This window comes from Variovorax sp. AC103 (genome assembly GCF_979254005.1).
The window spans coordinates 53,545-71,459 of sequence record NZ_CEEDFC010000011.1 but is presented as its reverse complement, the minus strand read 5'-3'; the positions used below and the strand labels follow the sequence as shown (position 1 = coordinate 71,459).

At 68.2% G+C, this 17,915-nt stretch carries 19 protein-coding genes and 1 riboswitch; of the genes, 13 read left to right on the top strand and 6 right to left on the bottom strand.

Features of this window, described 5'->3' with window-relative positions; all coding sequences use genetic code 11:
• The first annotated feature begins 320 nt into the window (after positions 1-320).
• The 3 genes from AC0IYU_RS17245 to nrdR all read left to right on the top strand — a co-directional run bounded on the left by AC0IYU_RS17245 (position 321) and on the right by nrdR (position 3,066).
• Positions 321-1,157: a lytic transglycosylase domain-containing protein gene (locus AC0IYU_RS17245; protein WP_435435813.1), complete on the top strand. Its 837-nt coding sequence runs from the start codon at positions 321-323 to the stop codon at positions 1,155-1,157.
• Positions 1,158-1,189: 32 nt separating this feature from the next.
• A riboswitch (ZMP/ZTP riboswitch) is annotated at positions 1,190-1,315 on the top strand.
• Between the two features lie 41 nt (positions 1,316-1,356).
• Positions 1,357-2,601, top strand: coding sequence for a serine hydroxymethyltransferase (gene glyA, locus AC0IYU_RS17240; protein ID WP_435435812.1), 1,245 nt, complete (start codon positions 1,357-1,359; stop codon positions 2,599-2,601).
• Between the two features lie 21 nt (positions 2,602-2,622).
• Entirely contained in the window at positions 2,623-3,066 is a 444-nt protein-coding gene (nrdR, locus tag AC0IYU_RS17235; RefSeq protein WP_435435811.1) for a transcriptional regulator NrdR, read from the top strand.
• Between the two features lie 7 nt (positions 3,067-3,073).
• On the opposite strand, the gene AC0IYU_RS17230 is transcribed toward nrdR, so the two are convergent.
• The 6 genes from AC0IYU_RS17230 to pilV form a co-directional block, all read right to left on the bottom strand.
• Positions 3,074-3,667, bottom strand: coding sequence for a GspH/FimT family pseudopilin (locus AC0IYU_RS17230; RefSeq protein ID WP_472119274.1), 594 nt, complete (start codon positions 3,665-3,667; stop codon positions 3,074-3,076).
• Positions 3,655-4,080, bottom strand: coding sequence for a type IV pilin protein (locus tag AC0IYU_RS17225; RefSeq protein WP_435483547.1), 426 nt, complete (start codon positions 4,078-4,080; stop codon positions 3,655-3,657). The genes AC0IYU_RS17230 and AC0IYU_RS17225 overlap by 13 nt, the downstream gene beginning before the upstream one ends.
• On the bottom strand, positions 4,077-7,463 hold the full coding sequence (locus tag AC0IYU_RS17220) for a pilus assembly protein (RefSeq protein ID WP_472119271.1): 3,387 nt from the start codon (positions 7,461-7,463) through the stop codon (positions 4,077-4,079). Before AC0IYU_RS17220 ends, AC0IYU_RS17225 begins: the two co-directional genes overlap by 4 nt.
• 158 nt (positions 7,464-7,621) lie before the next feature.
• Positions 7,622-8,311, bottom strand: coding sequence for a pilus assembly protein (locus tag AC0IYU_RS17215; protein ID WP_472119268.1), 690 nt, complete (start codon positions 8,309-8,311; stop codon positions 7,622-7,624).
• Complete coding sequence (locus tag AC0IYU_RS17210) at positions 8,308-9,300, bottom strand: PilW family protein (RefSeq protein ID WP_472119265.1); 993 nt, start codon at positions 9,298-9,300, stop codon at positions 8,308-8,310. The genes AC0IYU_RS17215 and AC0IYU_RS17210 overlap by 4 nt, the downstream gene beginning before the upstream one ends.
• Positions 9,278-9,862 (bottom strand): type IV pilus modification protein PilV, encoded by a 585-nt coding sequence (gene pilV / locus AC0IYU_RS17205; RefSeq protein WP_472119262.1) that lies wholly within the window; start codon positions 9,860-9,862, stop codon positions 9,278-9,280. The genes AC0IYU_RS17210 and pilV overlap by 23 nt, the downstream gene beginning before the upstream one ends.
• A 169-nt stretch (positions 9,863-10,031) precedes the next feature.
• Between pilV and ribD the strand changes: the two genes are divergently transcribed.
• Genes ribD through tolA form a run of 10 tightly spaced genes read left to right on the top strand, consistent with a single transcriptional unit; the run spans position 10,032 to position 17,837 of the window.
• Positions 10,032-11,159, top strand: coding sequence for a bifunctional diaminohydroxyphosphoribosylaminopyrimidine deaminase/5-amino-6-(5-phosphoribosylamino)uracil reductase RibD (gene ribD / locus AC0IYU_RS17200; protein WP_472119259.1), 1,128 nt, complete (start codon positions 10,032-10,034; stop codon positions 11,157-11,159).
• 44 nt (positions 11,160-11,203) lie between these two features.
• A complete protein-coding gene (locus AC0IYU_RS17195; protein ID WP_472119257.1) occupies positions 11,204-11,869 on the top strand; it encodes a riboflavin synthase in 666 nt (221 codons plus the stop codon).
• A complete protein-coding gene (gene ribBA, locus AC0IYU_RS17190; RefSeq protein ID WP_435435802.1) occupies positions 11,866-13,020 on the top strand; it encodes a bifunctional 3,4-dihydroxy-2-butanone-4-phosphate synthase/GTP cyclohydrolase II in 1,155 nt (384 codons plus the stop codon). Before AC0IYU_RS17195 ends, ribBA begins: the two co-directional genes overlap by 4 nt.
• A 6-nt stretch (positions 13,021-13,026) precedes the next feature.
• Positions 13,027-13,491 (top strand): 6,7-dimethyl-8-ribityllumazine synthase, encoded by a 465-nt coding sequence (gene ribH, locus AC0IYU_RS17185; RefSeq protein WP_472119255.1) that lies wholly within the window; start codon positions 13,027-13,029, stop codon positions 13,489-13,491.
• Positions 13,488-14,042, top strand: coding sequence for a transcription antitermination factor NusB (gene nusB, locus AC0IYU_RS17180; protein WP_435435800.1), 555 nt, complete (start codon positions 13,488-13,490; stop codon positions 14,040-14,042). The genes ribH and nusB overlap by 4 nt, the downstream gene beginning before the upstream one ends.
• Positions 14,039-15,244 carry a pyridoxal phosphate-dependent aminotransferase gene (locus AC0IYU_RS17175; RefSeq protein ID WP_472119252.1) on the top strand — a complete coding sequence of 402 codons (1,206 nt, stop codon included), beginning with the start codon at positions 14,039-14,041 and terminating at the stop codon, positions 15,242-15,244. The genes nusB and AC0IYU_RS17175 overlap by 4 nt, the downstream gene beginning before the upstream one ends.
• Positions 15,241-15,699 carry a tol-pal system-associated acyl-CoA thioesterase gene (gene ybgC / locus AC0IYU_RS17170; protein ID WP_472119249.1) on the top strand — a complete coding sequence of 153 codons (459 nt, stop codon included), beginning with the start codon at positions 15,241-15,243 and terminating at the stop codon, positions 15,697-15,699. The genes AC0IYU_RS17175 and ybgC overlap by 4 nt, the downstream gene beginning before the upstream one ends.
• Positions 15,696-16,415, top strand: a complete 720-nt coding sequence (gene tolQ / locus AC0IYU_RS17165; RefSeq protein ID WP_435435797.1) for a protein TolQ — start codon at positions 15,696-15,698, stop codon at positions 16,413-16,415. Before ybgC ends, tolQ begins: the two co-directional genes overlap by 4 nt.
• A gap of 15 nt (positions 16,416-16,430) precedes the next feature.
• Entirely contained in the window at positions 16,431-16,868 is a 438-nt protein-coding gene (locus tag AC0IYU_RS17160) for an ExbD/TolR family protein (protein ID WP_116908760.1), read from the top strand.
• A gap of 3 nt (positions 16,869-16,871) precedes the next feature.
• Positions 16,872-17,837, top strand: coding sequence for a cell envelope integrity protein TolA (tolA, locus tag AC0IYU_RS17155; protein ID WP_472119246.1), 966 nt, complete (start codon positions 16,872-16,874; stop codon positions 17,835-17,837).
• Positions 17,838-17,915: the final 78 nt, after the last annotated feature.

Sequence of the window (17,915 nt, the reverse complement as noted above, 5' to 3'; positions counted from 1 at the left end):
CGCGTTTTACAAAGGGATTTCCCCTAAGCAGAAACGCTTCGAAACCGTCACTTTTTTAAGCACCCATTAGCATAAAGATTCAATTCCTTATGCTTGACCGGGTATTTAGCCACGCTAGAATCCGCCCTGCTCTGACCGCCCGACGCGGCAGGGCCCCCTGAATCCGCTGCCGAATCCCAACCGGCTTGATCAGGCCACCGCGCTCCCAACCCCCTTCACTCCATGCGCGGAGCCTGATTCGTACCAATCCAAGCGCCGCTGCCTTCATCCCTCGCCTTCACCGGCGTTGCGTTTCGGGTGCCGCACAGAAAGGAAGAGCGATGAACAAGGCGTTTGATGCCACAGCCCGCGGGCTAAGGACCTTCGTGTCCGATGTGGCAGACGGCTTTTTTGAGATCACCCACAACGGGTTTGCACTGGTCGGCCTGGCCATCGTGTTCGCGGCCCTCGCCCTCGTGGCGCGGCCCGACCTGCGCAAGACCGGCGAGGAGCAACTGATGGGCTGGCTGCAATCGCGCAAGCCGGCGCCGGAGGCCACCGACCTGGAGCCGACCGCCATCGAGCGGACCACGGCCGCGAGCCCCAGCGACCTGCCCAAGCAGCAGGCCGCCGTGGCTTACTGGCTGAGCAAGAAGTACCGCGTGGCCGCCGAGCCGCTGAGCGTGCTGGTGGCCGAGGCCTACGGCATCGGCAAGCGCACGAAGATCGACCCGACGCTGATCCTCGCGATCATGGCCGTCGAGTCCAGCTTCAACCCGTTCGCCCAGAGCCAGGTCGGCGCGCAGGGTCTGATGCAGGTCATGACGCGCGTGCACGGCGACAAGTACGAAAGCGCGGGCGGCACGCTCACCGCCTTCGACCCCGTGACCAACATGCGCGTGGGCGTCAAGGTGCTGCAGGAATGCATCGCCCGCGCCGGCTCGCTCGAAGGTGGCCTGCGCTACTACGTGGGCGCGGCCAACTTGGAGGACGACGGCGGCTACGCCAGCAAGGTCATGGCCGAACACGAGCGCCTGCTGCAGGTGGCCAACGGCCGCGCGCCGTCGACCACGGTCACGCCGCCGGGCGTGCGTGCCCAGCCGCTTCCGGTGGTGGCACCGGCCAAGCCTGAAGAGGCCGAGCCGGCCAAGGTGGCCCTGCTGTCTTCCGTCTCCTGACATTCATCTTGCCGGGTGCGGTGCGCTACACTCGGCGGGTACGCGACTGGCGATAGGCGCAGCACCCGCACAAGGTGCCCCGCGCTGACGTGGAATACCACTGGGAAGCGTGCCGCCTGACCACATCGGGCGTTCAGCCGTTCGCCTGGGCAGCCCTTGTTTGGTTGAAGAACAAGGACCTCGTCTTCAAAGGACTGCCATGTACCAACGCAATATCCTGGTCGAACAGACCGATCCCGAAATCTGGGCCGCAATTCAAGCCGAAAACGCGCGCCAGGAACATCACATCGAGCTGATCGCCAGCGAGAACTACGCCTCGCCGGCCGTCATGGCCGCCCAGGGCTCGCAGCTCACCAACAAGTACGCCGAAGGCTACCCGGGCAAGCGCTACTACGGCGGTTGCGAGCACGTCGACGTGGCCGAGCAGCTGGCCATCGACCGCGTCAAGCAGCTCTTCGGCGCCGACGCCGCCAACGTGCAGCCGCATTGCGGTGCCTCGGCCAACGAAGCCGTGATGCTCGCCTTCCTGAAGCCTGGCGACACCATCATGGGCATGAGCCTGGCCGAAGGCGGCCATCTGACCCACGGCATGCCGCTGAACATGAGCGGCAAGTGGTTCAACGTCGTGAGCTATGGCCTGGACGCCAACGAAGCCATCGACTACGACGCGATGGAGCGCAAGGCGCATGAACACATGCCCAAGCTGATCATCGCGGGTGCTTCGGCCTACTCGCTGCGCATCGATTTCGAACGCTTCGCCAAGGTGGCCAAGGACGTGGGCGCGATCTTCATGGTCGACATCGCCCACTACGCCGGCCTCGTGGCCGCGGGCGTGTACCCCAACCCCGTGCCGCACGCCGACATCGTCACCTCCACCACCCACAAGAGCCTGCGCGGCCCGCGCGGCGGCATCATCTTGATGAAGTCGCAGCACGAAAAGGCCATCAACAGTGCCATCTTCCCGGGCCTGCAAGGCGGCCCGCTGATGCACGTGATCGCCGCCAAGGCCGTCGCGTTCAAGGAAGCGATGGCGCCCGAGTTCAAGGCCTACCAGCAACAGGTGGTCAAGAACGCGCAGATCGTGGCCGACACCCTCACCCAGCGCGGCCTGCGCATCGTGAGCGGACGCACCGAAAGCCACGTGATGCTGGTCGACCTTCGCGCCAAGGGCATCACCGGCAAGGAAGCCGAAGCCGTGCTGGGCAGCGCCCACATGACGATCAACAAGAACGCGATCCCCAACGACCCCGAAAAGCCGATGGTCACCAGCGGCGTGCGCATCGGCACCCCCGCCATGACCACGCGCGGCTTCAAGGACGAAGAGGCCCGCGCCACCGCCAACCTGATCGCCGACGTGCTCGAGAACCCGCGCGACGCGGCGAACATCGACGCCGTGCGCGCCAAGGTGCACGCGCTGACGAGCCGCTTCCCTGTCTACCGCTGATCCACCCGAAGACCTGACCGCATGAAATGCCCTTTTTGCGGTCATCTTGAGACGCAGGTTGTCGAAACCCGCGTTTCGGAAGACGCCGACTTCGTTCGCAGACGCCGCCAGTGCGGCGCCTGCGACAAGCGCTTCACCACCTACGAGCGGCCCGACGTCAATTTTCCCGTTGTCGTGAAGAAGGACGGCAGCCGTGCCGATTTCGACTCCGCCAAGGTGCGCGCCTCGATGATGCTGGCGCTGCGCAAGCGGCCGGTGAGCATCGAGCAGATCGACAACGCCCTGCTGCGCATCGAGCAGAAGCTGCTGGCCAGCGGCCTGCGCGAAATCGAGTCGACGAAGGTCGGCGAACTCGTGATGCGCGAGCTCAAGAAGCTCGACAAGGTCGCCTATGTGCGCTTTGCCTCGGTGTACCGCAGCTTCGAGGACGTGGACGAATTCAGGCAATTGCTGCGCGACATCTGACGCCCACTCAGCCGCGCTCCTCTTTTTTGGCGGCCTTGCCGCAGACCCCGGTGCCGCAGTCTCCCTGCTGGTCCGGATTGCAGACCCGGGCCCGCCCCGATGCCGACACCACGATCGACGCCCTGCGGCCCGTGTCGGCCTTCAGCGTGAGACATCCCGCACCGAAGCCCGCACGGTTGGCCTGGCGCGAGAATCCGTTGCTGTCGTAGCGCACGCCCTGCGCAAATCCGTCGCCGAGCGATGCATCCACGCTGACACCGTCCGGCAACCCGTCGAAGCGGCGCAGCGTCGTGGGTGAATCGGGGCCGGTGGACCCGCGCGCACCCGTTGTCACGACCCAGCCCCCGGACCAGTCACTGCCCGCGAGCGCGGTCACCCGCACACTGCGGGAACGCTGGATGGCTTCCATGCGCGCAAGGCTCAAGGCGGCATTGAAAGCCTGCGCCGCTCCGGCCAGGCGCTGGTTGAGCAGCAGTTGGCGAAAGCTCGGCATGCCGATGCCGGCGAGCACCGCCACGATGGCCACGACCACCATCAGTTCCAGCAGCGCGAATCCGCCCGCGGGCCCCGCCCTGCATGCCCCGGCGTTCACTGCCAGCACCTCGTGCGCTGCGTGCCGTTGCAGCCCTTGGCGCCCGTGCTGTCGATCCAGAGTGCGCCAACCTGCGGATCGGCATATGCGGGCTTCAGGCTCGCAGTCAGCCGGATGCAACTGTCGATGCTGCCGAGTCCCTCGCAGTTGCCGCTCTCGATGATGTACTTGCCCGCCGCACCGCCGCCGCTTGAATCGCCCGAATCCCCCGTGTAGTGCCGATAGCGGCCGGCCTGGGTGTAGTGGCGCTCCTGGTGCTGCATCTGCTGCATCAGCGCGGCGCGGGCCTCGCTGCGCCACCCTTGGCGTACAACGTCCATGTAGGAAGGGTACGAAATGGCAGCCAGGATGACGGTGATCGCAACGACCATCATCACTTCGATCAACGTGAATCCACGCGCGCGATGCGCAGCCGCGTTCATCGCCTCGCCTCCCGGGCATCCACGACCTGGCGCCAGTTCAGGCGCCCCGCCACCTGCGAGACCGTGCCGCCCGCTACGGGCTGAGCCGTCGAGAAACCGCTCTTGCCGCCACGCCCGCCTGCCTGGATGACGGCCAGGCGGCGGGTGTGCGTACGGCGCCCGAACACGTCGGTGGCGCTGTAGACGCTTTCCCCCAACTGCACCACCTGCGGTGTGCCGGGAATGCCGGCGTCCGAGGGCACGCAGGTGCCACCCTTGGACAGGCCGGTCAGGGCATTCACGGCGCAACTGCGTCCGCCGCCACCGCCGCATGCGGTGGCGGCGGGAATGAGCGTGTTGAAGAACAGCAGGCCGTCGCTCAACAAGGGCTCGGCGACCACGCGCTCGCCCTTGTCGCGGGACTCGGGCAGGTCGAGGTACCAGCCGCGCCGGGTAGCCGTCTTGCTGTCGAAGGCGCCGTATGCAAATGCATCGCCGACGATGGAGAAGGGAGCCGATCCGCCGGCCGCCATCGCGCGCCGCGGCTCAAGCTGCGTGCGCGCGGCGCGCAGCCCGATGGCCTCGCCGTTGTCGTACACGCCATAGACCGTCTGCACGCCACGGCTCGAGCGGCCCAGGTCTTCCGGACCCACGAACTTGCCGGTGCCGAACAGCACGATCGCTCCACCGGACGGGCCGATGCCGACCTTCGGCGCCACGGTGATCGGCTGGCGCCTGGCGCCCTCGCCCCACGCGACCATCAGCGGCTGCTCCTTGAACGGCAACGCATTGCCCGCGCGCCACGGCGCATTGGCGGTGAAGGCGAACTTCCACAGATTGCCCTGCGTGTCGCCCGCGTACAGGAAGCGCGTGGCACCGTCGGCGCCCGCGTAGTCGCCCGGTGCGCCCAGGGCGTTCACCACGGTGGCGTCCGTGGGGGCCGGCAACACGATCTTGTGATAGTTGACGTCCAGCACCCACGGCGCGTTCGCGGGCTTGTCGAGCGACAACAGGAACAGGGCGGCGCGTTTTTCCGGGTTGGCGTTGTTGAAGCCGGACGGCACCACGGCAAACCATCGGTACCTGGCCGGCTCGGTGCGCGTCGCCGCGGTGGTGCGGAACTTCAGGATGCGTGGCGGCTGTGTCTGGTGCCCCATGTCGGCGTCGTCCGCGGCGCCGAACTCCCACATCACATGGCTCGAGGAAAAATGGGCCGGGTTGCTCACGTCGAGCGCGAGCACCCCGGTGGCACCGCCGCCCATGCCCGAGACCAGCACGCTTCGCCAGGCGCCGTCGGCCTGCTGCACATCGGCCACCGTCGCAGAGCCGTCGACAAGGCTTCTAGGCACATGGTCCGGCGAGGTGTAGGCCGCCAACCAGGGCAAGAGCGCGCGCGGAACATAGGCGAACAGCTCCTCGCCGGTGCGGGCCGAGAACGCATGCAGCATGCCGTCATTGGCGCCGACGTACACCGCCGGAACACGGCCACCACGGCCTTCCGCGAAGAAAGGAACCGAGTGAGCCACGCGCCCCATGACGGAATCGCGCACGCGAAAGACGCCGCCGGCAACAGACTCCTCACGGCGCCGATCGCCTCGCAGATAGGCCAGCCGATCGGGGCCCAAGTCATCAGATGCAGCAGGATCGGCATGGGGCGTTGCGCTCAGGTGGCCCTTCGACACCCCGTCGAGCGCGCTCCATTCGAACGGCATGCCTGCGCCGGCGGCGGACAAGGTGAAGATCCGCCGGCTCGCCGGATCGCGCGCCGGCACGGCCGGCCTGGCCGCGGGGCTGCCGCTCAGCAAGGCGCCGGCGTCCCAGTCGGGAAGATCGCGACGGCGCACGGCACCGGTGGCAGCGTCGTGAGTCAATGGAAACGACAGCAGGGTGCCCGCCCCGCGCTGTCCCGCGGACTGCGACACAAAGAGACTGGCGCCCTCCTTCGAAAGGCCTGACGACGAGATCGCGCCGGTGCCCATGCCGTCCGCGTCGGGCTGCGCAGCCCGCGCCAGGGCCCGTCGCATCGCCGTCGCCATCTCCAGGGGCGCACCGGCAAGAAAGTAAGTCCTGGGTTGTGGCTGGCCGTCTCCACCTAGGCCTTCCGCCCACTCGGCATTGCTTTTCACATCCGGGCGGCCCAGCCCGTCGGAGGTCCGCAAAGGGTTGCCATCGCCGTTGGTGTCGACGAAGCCGCCGTACTTCGCCGCCAGCGAGAGCCCGCTGACGCGCTGCCCCGTGTCGATGACGAAGGTGCGTGCGCGCACGTCCGGGTGGTCGTCACGAATCGTCTGGGTGTTGGCCCGGTAGGCGAGCCCCACGATGCCGGACGGACGCGCCGAGGACAGCGCCTCGTCCTCCGCGAACGCGCCCACGAGGCGTTTCCAGCCACCGTCGTCGGGCCGGTCGTCGTGCTGTGGCGCATTCCCGATGACGACCACGTGGTTCTTCTGGCAACCGACCGCCACCGGGTCCGCCACGCCACGGCCAAGACCGATGCCCTGCAGGTAGCGCAGTGACTCGTCGTACAGCGTGCGAACGGCGTCGGGCTGGCCGTAGACACCGCCGCGGCCGACGCGATGGATCGCATCGACGACACCTTTCGCCGGGCCCGGTCCCGTCTTGAAGACACCGGTGACGGCATCCCACTCCGCCTGCGCGTTGGCCACCTTGTCGAAGGCCGCATCGACCTTCAGCGGACCGGTGTGCTTCATCGGCGCGAGCAACGCACCGCCCGCCAGAGCGCCGAAGACCGAGAAGCGCATGTGTTCCGAATGGGTCTGGACGACGCCGACCGGCTTGTGATGGCCGCTCGGATAACGCAGGCACAGCGCGCCGCGTGTGGCCGCCTCGTCCGGGGTGCACACCGCCACGCGCGCCAGGTACGCGCCGTGGCGCCGGTCGCTTCCGGGCTCGGCGCACGAACCCGTGGCGGAAGGGCCGACGAAGACCTGATCGCCGCAGTTGTTGAAATGAAGGGCGTCGCCCGTGGTCAGCGGCGTGAACAGTTCCGCGCGCGCCTTCAAGACCTTGTCGGGAAAGTGCGCGCTGCGATAGAAGCTCGCTGGCAGTTCTGCCCGCCGCAAGACCGTTCGATCGACCTCGTCCACCGCGCGGTCGCCCCCGGTCAGCGCCAGCCGCACACCGTCGATGCTGGACGTCGCGGCCCAGTTCAACAGGTTGCCGCTCCATTGGCGATTGCAGACGATTTCGCCGCCGGCGCCCTTGCCTGCCGTGGCCTCCCGCTTGAAGTAGCCGTCGGTGCTCGCGTAGCTGTAGCAGCCCATGGGGTCCCACAGGCCGGTGTGGCGCACCGTGGCGTCGAACTCGCCGCGGTAGGCCGCGCCGGCATTCGAGACATCGAGCGCGAGGTCGAGCACGACATTGGGATCGACGCGCGACGCCAACGAAGCCAGCGGCTCGCTCGGCAGTACCGCGTCGGGCGGCGTGGCCGCATGGGCGTGGCGGCCCGCACAAACGGCGCAGATGGCGCAGAGTGCGCAGAGTGCGCAGAAGGCCCGCACAGCCAGGCACGGAGTTCGAAGGCAACGCATCGATTCGCTTCTCACGAAGGGCAGCCGGGACTGGCCGCCGTTTTGAACAAGGTGGTCTGCAAAACCACCTGCGTTTCTTCGCGCACGCCGTAGCCGATGGCCGTCACGCGAAAAAGGTAGCGGGCACCATCGGCGCTCGCGCTCTGGAGCTGGTCGGCCTGCCAGCCGCCATGGCTGCGCACGGCCTCGACGATGTAGCGCGGCGGCCGGGCCGACACCGCGCCGGCGCTCGGTCCCGTGCCTGTGCCGCCGCTGAGATAGGTCTGGCCGGTGAAGTCCCCGTAGGCCACCGACGTGCCCGCATCGGCCGAGAAATCCGCGCCCATCCACGCGGGTTCGTTGCCCGGTGCGACCGGCGCGCACAGCCCCTGGCGATCGCCGCCGGCACCGCACCCCGCCGCGAAGGCCGTGATGTCCCTGCTGTTGAAAACACACAGGCGCTGGCGGGTGTCGTCGTTGGGGCCAAGCACATCGGCTTCGGCGTCGAGCAGTGCGGCCTCGGCAGCCTGGAACGCCACCTCGGTGTCGCGGTCGTTGCGGGCACCGCGCTCACTCACGAGCGAGGTCTGTGCCGCCCCGAGCCCGAGCACCGTGACCACCAGCAGCATCAGCAGCACGACGATCAGCGAGAACCCGCGCGCCGGGCCCCCAGCGGCGCGGCTCATGGCGCGGTTCATGGCGCGGTTCATGGCGCGGTTCATGGCGTGGCGTCTTTCAGCGGGTTGCGCAGCATCACTGTGAACGTGGCCACGCGACGCAGCCGCCCGTCGGCCGCGGGCCTGAAGCTCACGCCGGGAAACTCGCGGCCCAGCGGGTACAGCACCTCGTCCGCCCCACGCGGCCAGCCGTTGGCGCGCGCGCTGCGCGCCACCAGGCCGAACCGCAGCCCCACCACCTTGCGCCATTCGGCGGCCGACTTGGTGGCCGATGGCGCGCGGGCTTCCAGTTGCGCCGCGTCGAGCCAGCGCTCGGGCACGCCGTCGCCGTCGCTGTCGTGGCCATAGACGACGTTGAACACCTCGACGCCCCGCGCCAGCGGCTCAGCACGGAAGCTCCCGCTCTCGTCGCTGCGGTACTTGCAGTAGAGCTCGGGCTCGCCGTCGGTGGCATTGGCGACGAAGAAGAAACTCCATGCGCGGTCCGCGGACGTCTGCTGGCCCGGCATGGGGCCCGGCTGGGGGAAGCCCATGCAGTCGACCATGGTGCCGTCGGGCTCGGTGGCATCGCCGTCCGCGCGGCTGCGGCCAAAGAAGCGCACGAGCAGGGAATCGCTGCCATTGACGCCCCGGCTGTTGTGGGTGCCGTAGCTTTCGTCCTTGCCCCCGACGCGGGCGTTGCGCGCTCCCACGATGTGCAGCTCCGAGGGGTCGTCCGACGCCATGCCCGTGCGCGGGCTCGTGCTCGAACTTGGCAAGGAGATTGCGCCGTCGGCGTCCACGCGGTCCGGCGCATAGTCGGCGTAGCCCGCCTGCCGAACAATGCCCTTCACGACGAAGCCGGCGAACCGGAGGGTGTCTTCCACCGCCTGTGCCTCGGCATCCGCGGTGAACAGCTGCTTGCTGCCGACGAATGCGGCCGTGGCGCACAGCACCACGAACAGCGCAAGACCCATCGCGACCAGCAGTTCGACGAGCGCCACGCCGCATTGGCGCGCGCGTCGTGCGGATTCAGGAACCGACGTGGCCGTCATCGGACGCACCTGGCACCAGTTGCATCACCAGCCGGGGTGCGGGCGTCGTCTGCCCGGTCACCGCCGTGCCGCGCGGCGTCCAGCCGAGCTTGACGACCACGCTGCGGCCGGTATGGCTGCAGGGCCACACGTAGGCGCCCGCCGCTTCGCTCCACGGCGCCTCGTCGAAGCACACGCTGACGCGCGCATCGGGCAACACGGCGGCGACGCGCTGCTTCCATTCGCGCAGGTCCCAGGCGGCAAGCTGCGCGGCCTTGCAAGGCGCACCCACCGTGGCGCAGGACGGCCCCGCGACTGCGGGTGCCGTGGCTTCGGTCCAGTGCTCGAGCAGATAGGCGTTCGCGGCGTCGTTTTTGGCCGCCACGCCCTTGTTCATGCGCGCCTTCTCCGACAGGTCGCGCACGAGGTTGACGGCCGCCGTGAACGTTGCCGCCTCGTTGCTGGTGCGGGCAGCCGCCAGCAGCATGCCCATGGCGCCGAGCAATCCCATGCTCAACACCACGATGGAAACGAGTACCTCCACGAGCGAAAAGCCCGCGCTGAAATGCTTTCTTGAAGCCATAGGCCGATGTCCTCCCTGCGCGTGTGCAACTTGAGTCGCCTCTGTTTCGCGCCATCGAAAACCGAGCCTAAGCGGGCACCGGCATCGCGGCGCGTACCGTTCGTCCGCGTTCGAATGCCGCTCGTATGATCCAGCGACACCGCTGCCAACTTCTTCCGCTCGAGCCCTCATGCCCTCTCACGAACAAGACGCCCTGCACATCGCGACCGCGCTGCGCCTGGCCACGTCGGCACTGCTGCTGACCGATCCGAACCCGCGCGTGGGCTGCGTGCTGTGCGACGCTGAAGGCCGCGTGCTGGGCCAGGGCCACACGCAAAAGGCCGGCGGCCCGCATGCCGAAGTGATGGCGCTGCGCGACGCCGCTGCGCAAGGCCGCTCGGTCGAAGGCGCGACGGCGTACGTCACGCTCGAGCCCTGCTCGCACCACGGCCGCACCGGCCCGTGCTGCGACGCGTTGATCGCGGCCGGCGTTCGCCGGGTGGTCGCCTCGCTGGCAGACCCGAACCCGCTGGTCGCGGGCCAGGGCTTCGAGCGACTGCGCGCGGCGGGGGTCGAGGTCAAAGTCGGTCCGGGCGCGGCCGAATCGCGCGAGCTCAACATCGGCTTCTTCAGCCGCATGGTCCGCCAGCGGCCCTGGGTGCGCATGAAGGTCGCTGCCTCGCTCGACGGCAAGACCGGCCTGGACAACGGTGTGAGCCAGTGGATCACCGGCGAGGCGGCCCGCACCGACGGCCACGCCTGGCGCGCCCGCGCCAGCGCGGTGCTGACTGGCGTCGGTACGGTGCTGGAAGACAACCCGCGGCTGGACGTTCGCCTGGTCGACACCCCGCGCCAGCCGCACCTGGTCGTGGTGGACAGCCGGCTCCAGACACCGCCCGATGCTCACATATTCATAGCTGGCCGCGCGGTCTGGATCTACGCGGCCAGCCGCAACGAAGAAAAGGCGGGGGCGCTCGAAGCCCGCGGCGCCACCGTCACCTGCCTGCCCAACGCCGACGGCAAGGTCGACCTGCCGGCTCTGATGGCAGACCTGGCCGCGCGCGGCGTGAACGAACTGCACGTCGAATCGGGCCACAAGCTCAATGGCTCGATGCTGCGCGAAGGCTGCGTCGACGAGCTGCTGGTGTACCTGGCGCCCAAGCTGATCGGCAGCGGCATGGACATCGCGAGCCACATCCATGCGGGCGGTCCGCTCACCTCGCTGGCAGGCGTTCTGCCCCTGCAATTCAGGTCGGTGGACCTGCTCGGACCCGACCTGCGCGTGGTGGCGCGGGTTGCCGGAAAGGACGCGTTCTAGCGTTTACCCCGAACAGGCCTCGTTCTCTGCGAAAATGCGGGGATATGTTCACCGGAATCATCACCGGCGTGGGGCGCATCGCCGCCATTCACGACCTCGGCACCTCCTCCTCCTACGGCAAAAGACTCAGCATTGCGGTGCCTGACGGCTACCTCGATGACGTCGGGCTCGGCGACAGCATCGCGCTCAACGGCGCCTGCATGACCGTCACCACGCTCGTCCCCGAGCGACAGCAGTTCACCATCGACATTTCGGCCGAGTCCCTCGACAAGACCGCCGGCCTGACCGACGAAGGCGGCCGCGTCAACCTCGAGAAGGCCCTTCGCGCGAGCGACCGCCTGGGCGGGCACATCGTGTCCGGCCACGTGGACGGCATCGGCAGCGTGAGCTTCTTCGAGCCGTTCGGCGAAAGCTGGCAATTGCGCGTGGTCGCGCCTCCCGCGCTGGCCCGCTTCCTGGCCTACAAGGGCTCGATCACCATCAACGGCGTGAGCCTCACCGTCAACAGCGTGAGCGACATCTCCGACGGCGCCGAGGTCAGCATCAACCTGATCCCGCACACCGTCGAGAACACCTCCCTCGGCGGCTTGAAGGCCGGCTCGAAGGTCAACCTCGAAATCGATACCGTGGCGCGCTACGTGGAGCGCATGCTCCAGGCGGGCGTGCTGGTGCCCCCTGCTTCCACGTATTCCAAGGACACAGCCGAATGAACGCCTCCGTCACGCCGATCGGCGCTCCCCGCGCCGCGCGCGCCCCCGCCTCGATCTCGCCGGTCGAGGAAATCGTGGCCGAACTCGCCGCCGGCCGCATGGTGATCCTGGTGGACGAGGAAGACCGCGAGAACGAAGGCGACATCGTCGTCGCGGCCGACCACATCACGGCCGAATCCATCAACTTCATGGCACGCCATGCCCGCGGCCTGATCTGCCTGACGCTGTCGCGCGAAATGTGCGAGCGGTTGCAGCTGCCGCCGATGGTGCAACGCAACGGCGCCAAGCATTCGACCGCCTTCACGGTGTCCATCGAGGCCGCCGAAGGCGTGACCACCGGCATTTCGGCCGCCGACCGCGCGCGCACCGTGCAGGCCGCCGTGGCGCCCAACGCCGTGGCCGCCGACCTGGTGCAGCCCGGCCACATCTTCCCGTTGCAGGCGGTGGACGGCGGCGTGCTGATGCGCGCCGGCCATACCGAAGCCGGCTGCGACCTGGCCGCCATGGCCGGCTGCTCGCCCGCCTCGGTGATCTGCGAGGTGATGAACGAAGACGGCACCATGGCCCGACTGCCCGACCTGCAGATCTTCGCGGCCGAGCACAACCTGAAGATCGGCACCATCGCCGCGCTTATCGAGCACAGGAGCCGCGTCGAATCGCTGGTCGAGAAGGTCGGCTGCCGTGAAATTCAGACCGCCTGGGGCGCTTTCACGGCCCACGCCTTCATCGACAAGCCCAGCCGCGGCGTGCACCTGGCGCTGGTGCGCGGCACCTGGGCCCCTGAAGACACGGTGTCGGTGCGCGTGCACGAGCCGCTGTCGGTGCTCGATGCGCTCGAAATCAATCGCTCGCTGCACTCGTGGAGCCTGGACGCCAGCCTGTCGCACATCGCGACCGAGGGCAAGGGCGTCGCCGTGCTGCTGAACTGCGGCGAAACCGGCAGCGAGCTGCTCGCGCAGTTCGACGGCACCGCGCGCCCCGCGCAGGCCCCCGAGCGTGGCCGCATGGACCTGCGCAGCTACGGCATCGGCGCGCAGATCCTGCGCGAATGCGGCGTGCACAAGATGAACCTGCTGGGCACGCCGCGTCGCATGCCGAGCATGGCCGCGGGCTACGGCCTCGAAATTGCCGGCTACCTCACGAAGGACTGAACGACCATGCAAGGTGCAAACAAGGGCGAGAGCAAGCCGCTCGACGGAAAAGGGCTGCGCATCGGCATCGTGCAGGCGCGCTTCAATGCCGACATCACCGCTGCGCTGGCCGCGGCCTGCCTCGCGGAGCTCGAGTCGCTCGGCGTAAGCGGTTCCGACATTCACCACCTGCACGTGCCCGGCGCGCTCGAAGTGCCGATCGCCCTGCAGGCGCTGGCCGAGCGCGGCGGCTACCACGCGCTCGTGGCGCTGGGCTGCATCATCCGCGGCGAGACCTACCACTTCGAGCTGGTGGCCAACGAATCGGGCGCCAGCGTGAGCCGCGTCTCGCTCGACTACAAGTTGCCCATCGCCAACGCGATCATCACCACCGAGAACCTAGAGCAAGCCGTTGCCCGCCAGACCGACAAGGGCCGCGACGCGGCCCGCGTGGCGGTCGAAATGGCGCGACTGCTGGCCACCCTTTCATGACCGACGACACCTCCAAGCCCCTCAAGCCCGTCACCGCCGCAGGCGACAAGCCGCGCCAGTCGCGCGTCGGCCTCACCAGCACGGGTGCGCGCAAGGCTTCGGCCAAGTCCAACCGCAGCCGCGCGCGCGAGTTCGCGCTGCAGGCGCTCTACCAGCACCTGGTAGGCCGCAACGACCCGACGGACATCGACCATTTCACGCGCGACCTCGCGGGCTTCCACAAGGCCGACGCCGCGCACTACGACGCGCTGCTGCACGGCTCGATCGAAGGCGCCGAGCAGCTCGACGCGCTGATCCGCCCGCTGCTGGACCGCAAGTTCGAGGAAATCTCGCCCGTGGAGCACGCCGTGATGTGGATCGGCGTGTACGAGTTCCAGAACTGCCTTGACGTGCCCTGGCGCGTGGTGCTCAACGAGTGCATCGAACTCGCCAAGGAATTCGGCGGCACCGACGGCCACAAGTACGTGAACGCCGTGCTCAACGGCCTGGCGCCGCAGCTGCGTCCCCTCGAAGTGGAAACCGACCGCGCGTCGGGCAAGGCACGCCCGTGAGGATTTCGACGCGCGCCCAGCGCATCGAGCCGTTCTACGTGATGGAGGTGGCCAAGGCGGCGGGCGCCCTGGCGCGCGAGGTCGCCCACACCGACCGGCCGATGATCTTCCTGAACATCGGCGAGCCCGACTTCACCGCCCCGCCGCTGGTGCAGGAAGCCGCCCTGCGCGCCGTGCGCGCGGGCGCCACGCAGTACACGCAGGCCACCGGCCTGGACCTCCTGCGCGAACGCATCAGCGGCTGGTATCGCCAGCGCTTCAACGTGGATGTGCCGGCACGGCGCATCGTCGTCACCGCCGGTGCCTCGGCCGCGCTGCAGCTGGCCTGCCTGGCGCTGATCGAATCGGGCGACGAGATCCTCATGCCCGACCCCAGCTATCCGTGCAACCGCCATTTCGTGAGCGCGGCGGACGGCAAGGCGGTGCTGGTGCCGACCACGGCCGAAGAGCGCTTCCAGCTCACCGCCGACAAGGTGAAGGCGGCATGGACCGACAAGACCCGCGGCGTGCTGCTCGCCTCGCCGTCGAACCCGACCGGCACCTCGATCGCGCCCGATGAGCTGCGCCGCATCCACGAGGTGGTGTCGCAGCGCGGGGGCATCACGCTGATCGACGAGATCTACCTCGGCCTGTCGTACGACGACGCCTTCGGGCAGACCGCGCTGGCCATCGACGACAACGTCATCAGCATCAACAGCTTCAGCAAGTACTTCAACATGACCGGCTGGCGCCTGGGCTGGCTGGTGGTGCCCGAGGCGCTGGTGCCGGTGGTCGAGCGCCTGGCGCAGAACCTCTTCATCTGCGCGAGCACGGTGTCGCAGCATGCGGCGCTGGCCTGCTTCGAGGACGCCAGCATTGCCGAGTACGAACGCCGCCGCGCCGAGTTCAAGGCGCGCCGCGACTGGTTCATTCCGCAACTCGACGCGCTGGGCCTGAACGTGCCCGTGGTGCCCGACGGCGCTTTCTACGCCTGGGCCGACTGCACGGGCTTCGCTGAAAGGCTGGGCATCTCGGGCAGCTGGGACTTTGCCTTCGAGACCATGAAACGCGCCCACGTCGCCGTCACGCCGGGGCGCGACTTCGGCACGGCCGAGACCGCGAAGTTCGTGCGCTTTTCCACCGCCAGTTCGATGGCGCACCTGCGGGAAGCCATCGAGCGCCTGCGCCCCATGGCCGACCGGGCGGACCACAAGGCGCAATGAGCTACGCGTTCCCGATCCGCGTCTACTGGGAAGACACCGATGCCGGCGGCATCGTGTTCTATGCCAACTACCTGAAGTTCATGGAGCGCGCCCGCACCGAATGGCTGCGCTCCCTGGGCATCGAGCAGCGCAGGCTGCGCGAGGAAACCGGCGGCCAGTTCGTGGTGAGCGAAACGCAGCTCAAATACCATCGCCCTTCCCGGCTCGACGACGAACTGCTGGTTACAGCCGATCTCCAACAATTGGGCACTGCGTCGTTGATAATCGGTCAGCGCGTGCTATCAAAAACAGAGCAAGAGCGAACAGGGGCCGCGGCACCTGTCTTGCTGTGCGAAGGCACGATCCGCATCGGCTGGGTGGATGCCGCCACGTTGCGTCCAGCGCGCATACCGAAACAAGTCACGGGAACCCTCGAGCGCTACAGCGGCTCCATGACTCAACCTATCAAGCCATGAACCAAGATCTTTCAATCATCAATCTCCTGCTCCACGCGAGCTTCGTGGTGCAGCTGGTCGTGCTGCTGCTGGTGATCGTCTCGATCGCCAGCTGGGCAGCGATCATCCGCAAGTACTTCTCGCTGCGCCGCATGCGCGCACTGAACGACGACTTCGAGCGCGAGTTCTGGTCTGGCACCAGCCTGAACGAACTGTTCGCCTCGGCCGCGCAGAACGCCAAGTTCGCCGGCCCCATGGAGCGCATCTTCGCCTCGGGCATGCGCGAGTATCAAAAACTGCGCGAGCGCCACGTCACCGACGCCCCCACGCTGCTCGACGGCGCCCGCCGCGCCATGCGCGCGAGCTTCCAGCGCGAGCTGGACGCGGCCGAACAGAACCTCTCGTTCCTGGCGACCGTGGGCTCGGTGTCCCCGTATGTCGGCCTGTTCGGCACGGTCTGGGGGATCATGCATGCCTTCACCGGCCTGGCCGCGCTCACGCAGGTGACGCTGGCCACCGTGGCCCCCGGCATTGCCGAAGCGCTGGTGGCCACGGCCATCGGCCTGTTCGCCGCCATTCCGGCGGTGGTCGGCTACAACCGCTTCGCCCGCGAGATCGACAAGATCGCCATCGCCCTGGAGACCTACATCGAGGAGTTCTCCAACATCCTGCAGCGCAACCTGTCGTCCAACCCGGGCGCGGGCGGCGCGTCGTCGGTGGCTCCGGCCAACCGCTGAGCGGAGGCGCAACGCATGCCCGCCGTTTCATCCCGGGGCCGAGGACGCCGCACGATCAACGAGATCAACATGGTCCCGTTCATCGACGTGATGCTGGTGCTGCTGATCATCTTCATGGTCACCGCCCCGCTCATCACGCCGAGCGTGATCAACCTGCCCACGGTCGACCGCGCCAACAAGCAGCCGGACAAGCCCATCGAGATCGTCATCAAGAGCGACGACGAAGTGCAGATCAAGAAAGACCCGTCCACCGGCACCGGCGGCACGTCGATCCCCATGACCCAGATCGGCGCCGCGGCCAAGCAGGCCCAGGGCGGCGACAACGACCGCCCGGTGGTCATCAGCGCCGACAAGTCGGTGAAGTACGAGACCGTGGTCAAGGCCATGAACCAGCTCAAGCGCAGCGGCGTCGAGCGCGTGGGCTTGTCAGTCACGACCACGGGCGGCAAATAAGGCATGTCGCTCGCACTGGATCGCCCCGAGTTCGCGCCGCCGCCGCAGCGCGGCACGCCGCGCGCCATCGTGCTGGCCCTCATTGCGCACGGCCTGCTGATCGCCGCGCTCACCTGGGGCGTGCGCTGGAAAAGCGAGGCCGACGAAGGCGCTGTCGATGCGGAGCTGTGGTCGTCCACGGTGCAGCAGGCCGCGCCTCGCCTGCAGGCACCGCAGGCGCCCGCCCCGGTTCCCACGCCGCCGCCGCCCGCACCTGCTCCCACACCGGCGCCAACGCCAGCGCCGCCGCCGCCGCCTCCGCCCCCGGTGGCCAAGGCGCCCGAGCCCGCTCCCGCGCCCAAAGCGCCCGACATTGCCCTGGAGCGTGAGAAGAAGCTCAAGGAGCAAAAGGAACTGAAGCAGCGCGAGCTCGAAAAGCAGCAGGAGCAAAAGAAGAAGGAGCTCGAAGCCAGGCAGCGCGCGGAGGACGAGGCCGACAAGAAGCAGGCGCAGTTGAAGGAGCAGCAGCAGAAGAAGCTCGCCGACCAGAAGAAGCAGCAGGAAGCCGAGGCCAAGCAGGCCGAAGCCAAGAAGGCCGAGGCCGCCGCGAAGCAGGCCGCGGCCGACCGTGCCGCCACGCTCAAGCGCATGCAGGGCCTTGCGGGCGCCAGCGGCGCCGACGACGCGAAGGGCACGGCCATGCGCACGTCCGGTCCGTCCAGCGGCTATGCCGGTCGCATCGCCGCCGCCGTGCGGCCGAACATCACCTTCCCCGATGCCGATACCGTCAACGGCAATCCGGCCGCCGAGTTCGAGGTGAGCCTGGCGCCCGACGGCACCATCGTTGGCGTGAAGCTGAGCAAGTCGAGCGGCCTGCCGGGCTGGGACGACGCGGCCGAGCGCGGCCTGCGCAAGACCGACAAGCTGCCGCGCGACACCGACGGGCGCATCTTCCCGTCGCTGATCGTGTCGCTGCGCCCCAAGCGCTGACCGCTGCGCGCGTCTGGCTCGCGTCTAACGCGCAGCTAAGAAAACGGGGCCCTTCCGGGTGACTTGCACGTCACCCGG

Bases quoted from the DNA above. Each gene is read 5' to 3' on its own strand.
- ribBA (WP_435435802.1), top strand. From the start codon at position 11,866: ATGAACGCCTCCGTCACGCCGATCGGCGCTCCCCGCGCCGCGCGCGCC.
- AC0IYU_RS17195 (WP_472119257.1), top strand. From the start codon at position 11,204: ATGTTCACCGGAATCATCACCGGCGTGGGGCGCATCGCCGCCATTCAC.
- tolQ (WP_435435797.1), top strand. From the start codon at position 15,696: ATGAACCAAGATCTTTCAATCATCAATCTCCTGCTCCACGCGAGCTTC.
- glyA (WP_435435812.1), top strand. From the start codon at position 1,357: ATGTACCAACGCAATATCCTGGTCGAACAGACCGATCCCGAAATCTGG.
- AC0IYU_RS17210 (WP_472119265.1), bottom strand. From the start codon at position 9,300: ATGACGGCCACGTCGGTTCCTGAATCCGCACGACGCGCGCGCCAATGC.
- pilV (WP_472119262.1), bottom strand. From the start codon at position 9,862: ATGGCTTCAAGAAAGCATTTCAGCGCGGGCTTTTCGCTCGTGGAGGTA.
- ribH (WP_472119255.1), top strand. From the start codon at position 13,027: ATGCAAGGTGCAAACAAGGGCGAGAGCAAGCCGCTCGACGGAAAAGGG.
- AC0IYU_RS17225 (WP_435483547.1), bottom strand. From the start codon at position 4,080: ATGAACGCGGCTGCGCATCGCGCGCGTGGATTCACGTTGATCGAAGTG.
- AC0IYU_RS17245 (WP_435435813.1), top strand. From the start codon at position 321: ATGAACAAGGCGTTTGATGCCACAGCCCGCGGGCTAAGGACCTTCGTG.
- ribD (WP_472119259.1), top strand. From the start codon at position 10,032: ATGCCCTCTCACGAACAAGACGCCCTGCACATCGCGACCGCGCTGCGC.
- ybgC (WP_472119249.1), top strand. From the start codon at position 15,241: ATGAGCTACGCGTTCCCGATCCGCGTCTACTGGGAAGACACCGATGCC.
- nrdR (WP_435435811.1), top strand. From the start codon at position 2,623: ATGAAATGCCCTTTTTGCGGTCATCTTGAGACGCAGGTTGTCGAAACC.
- tolA (WP_472119246.1), top strand. From the start codon at position 16,872: ATGTCGCTCGCACTGGATCGCCCCGAGTTCGCGCCGCCGCCGCAGCGC.
- AC0IYU_RS17160 (WP_116908760.1), top strand. From the start codon at position 16,431: ATGCCCGCCGTTTCATCCCGGGGCCGAGGACGCCGCACGATCAACGAG.
- nusB (WP_435435800.1), top strand. From the start codon at position 13,488: ATGACCGACGACACCTCCAAGCCCCTCAAGCCCGTCACCGCCGCAGGC.
- AC0IYU_RS17215 (WP_472119268.1), bottom strand. From the start codon at position 8,311: ATGAACCGCGCCATGAACCGCGCCATGAACCGCGCCATGAGCCGCGCC.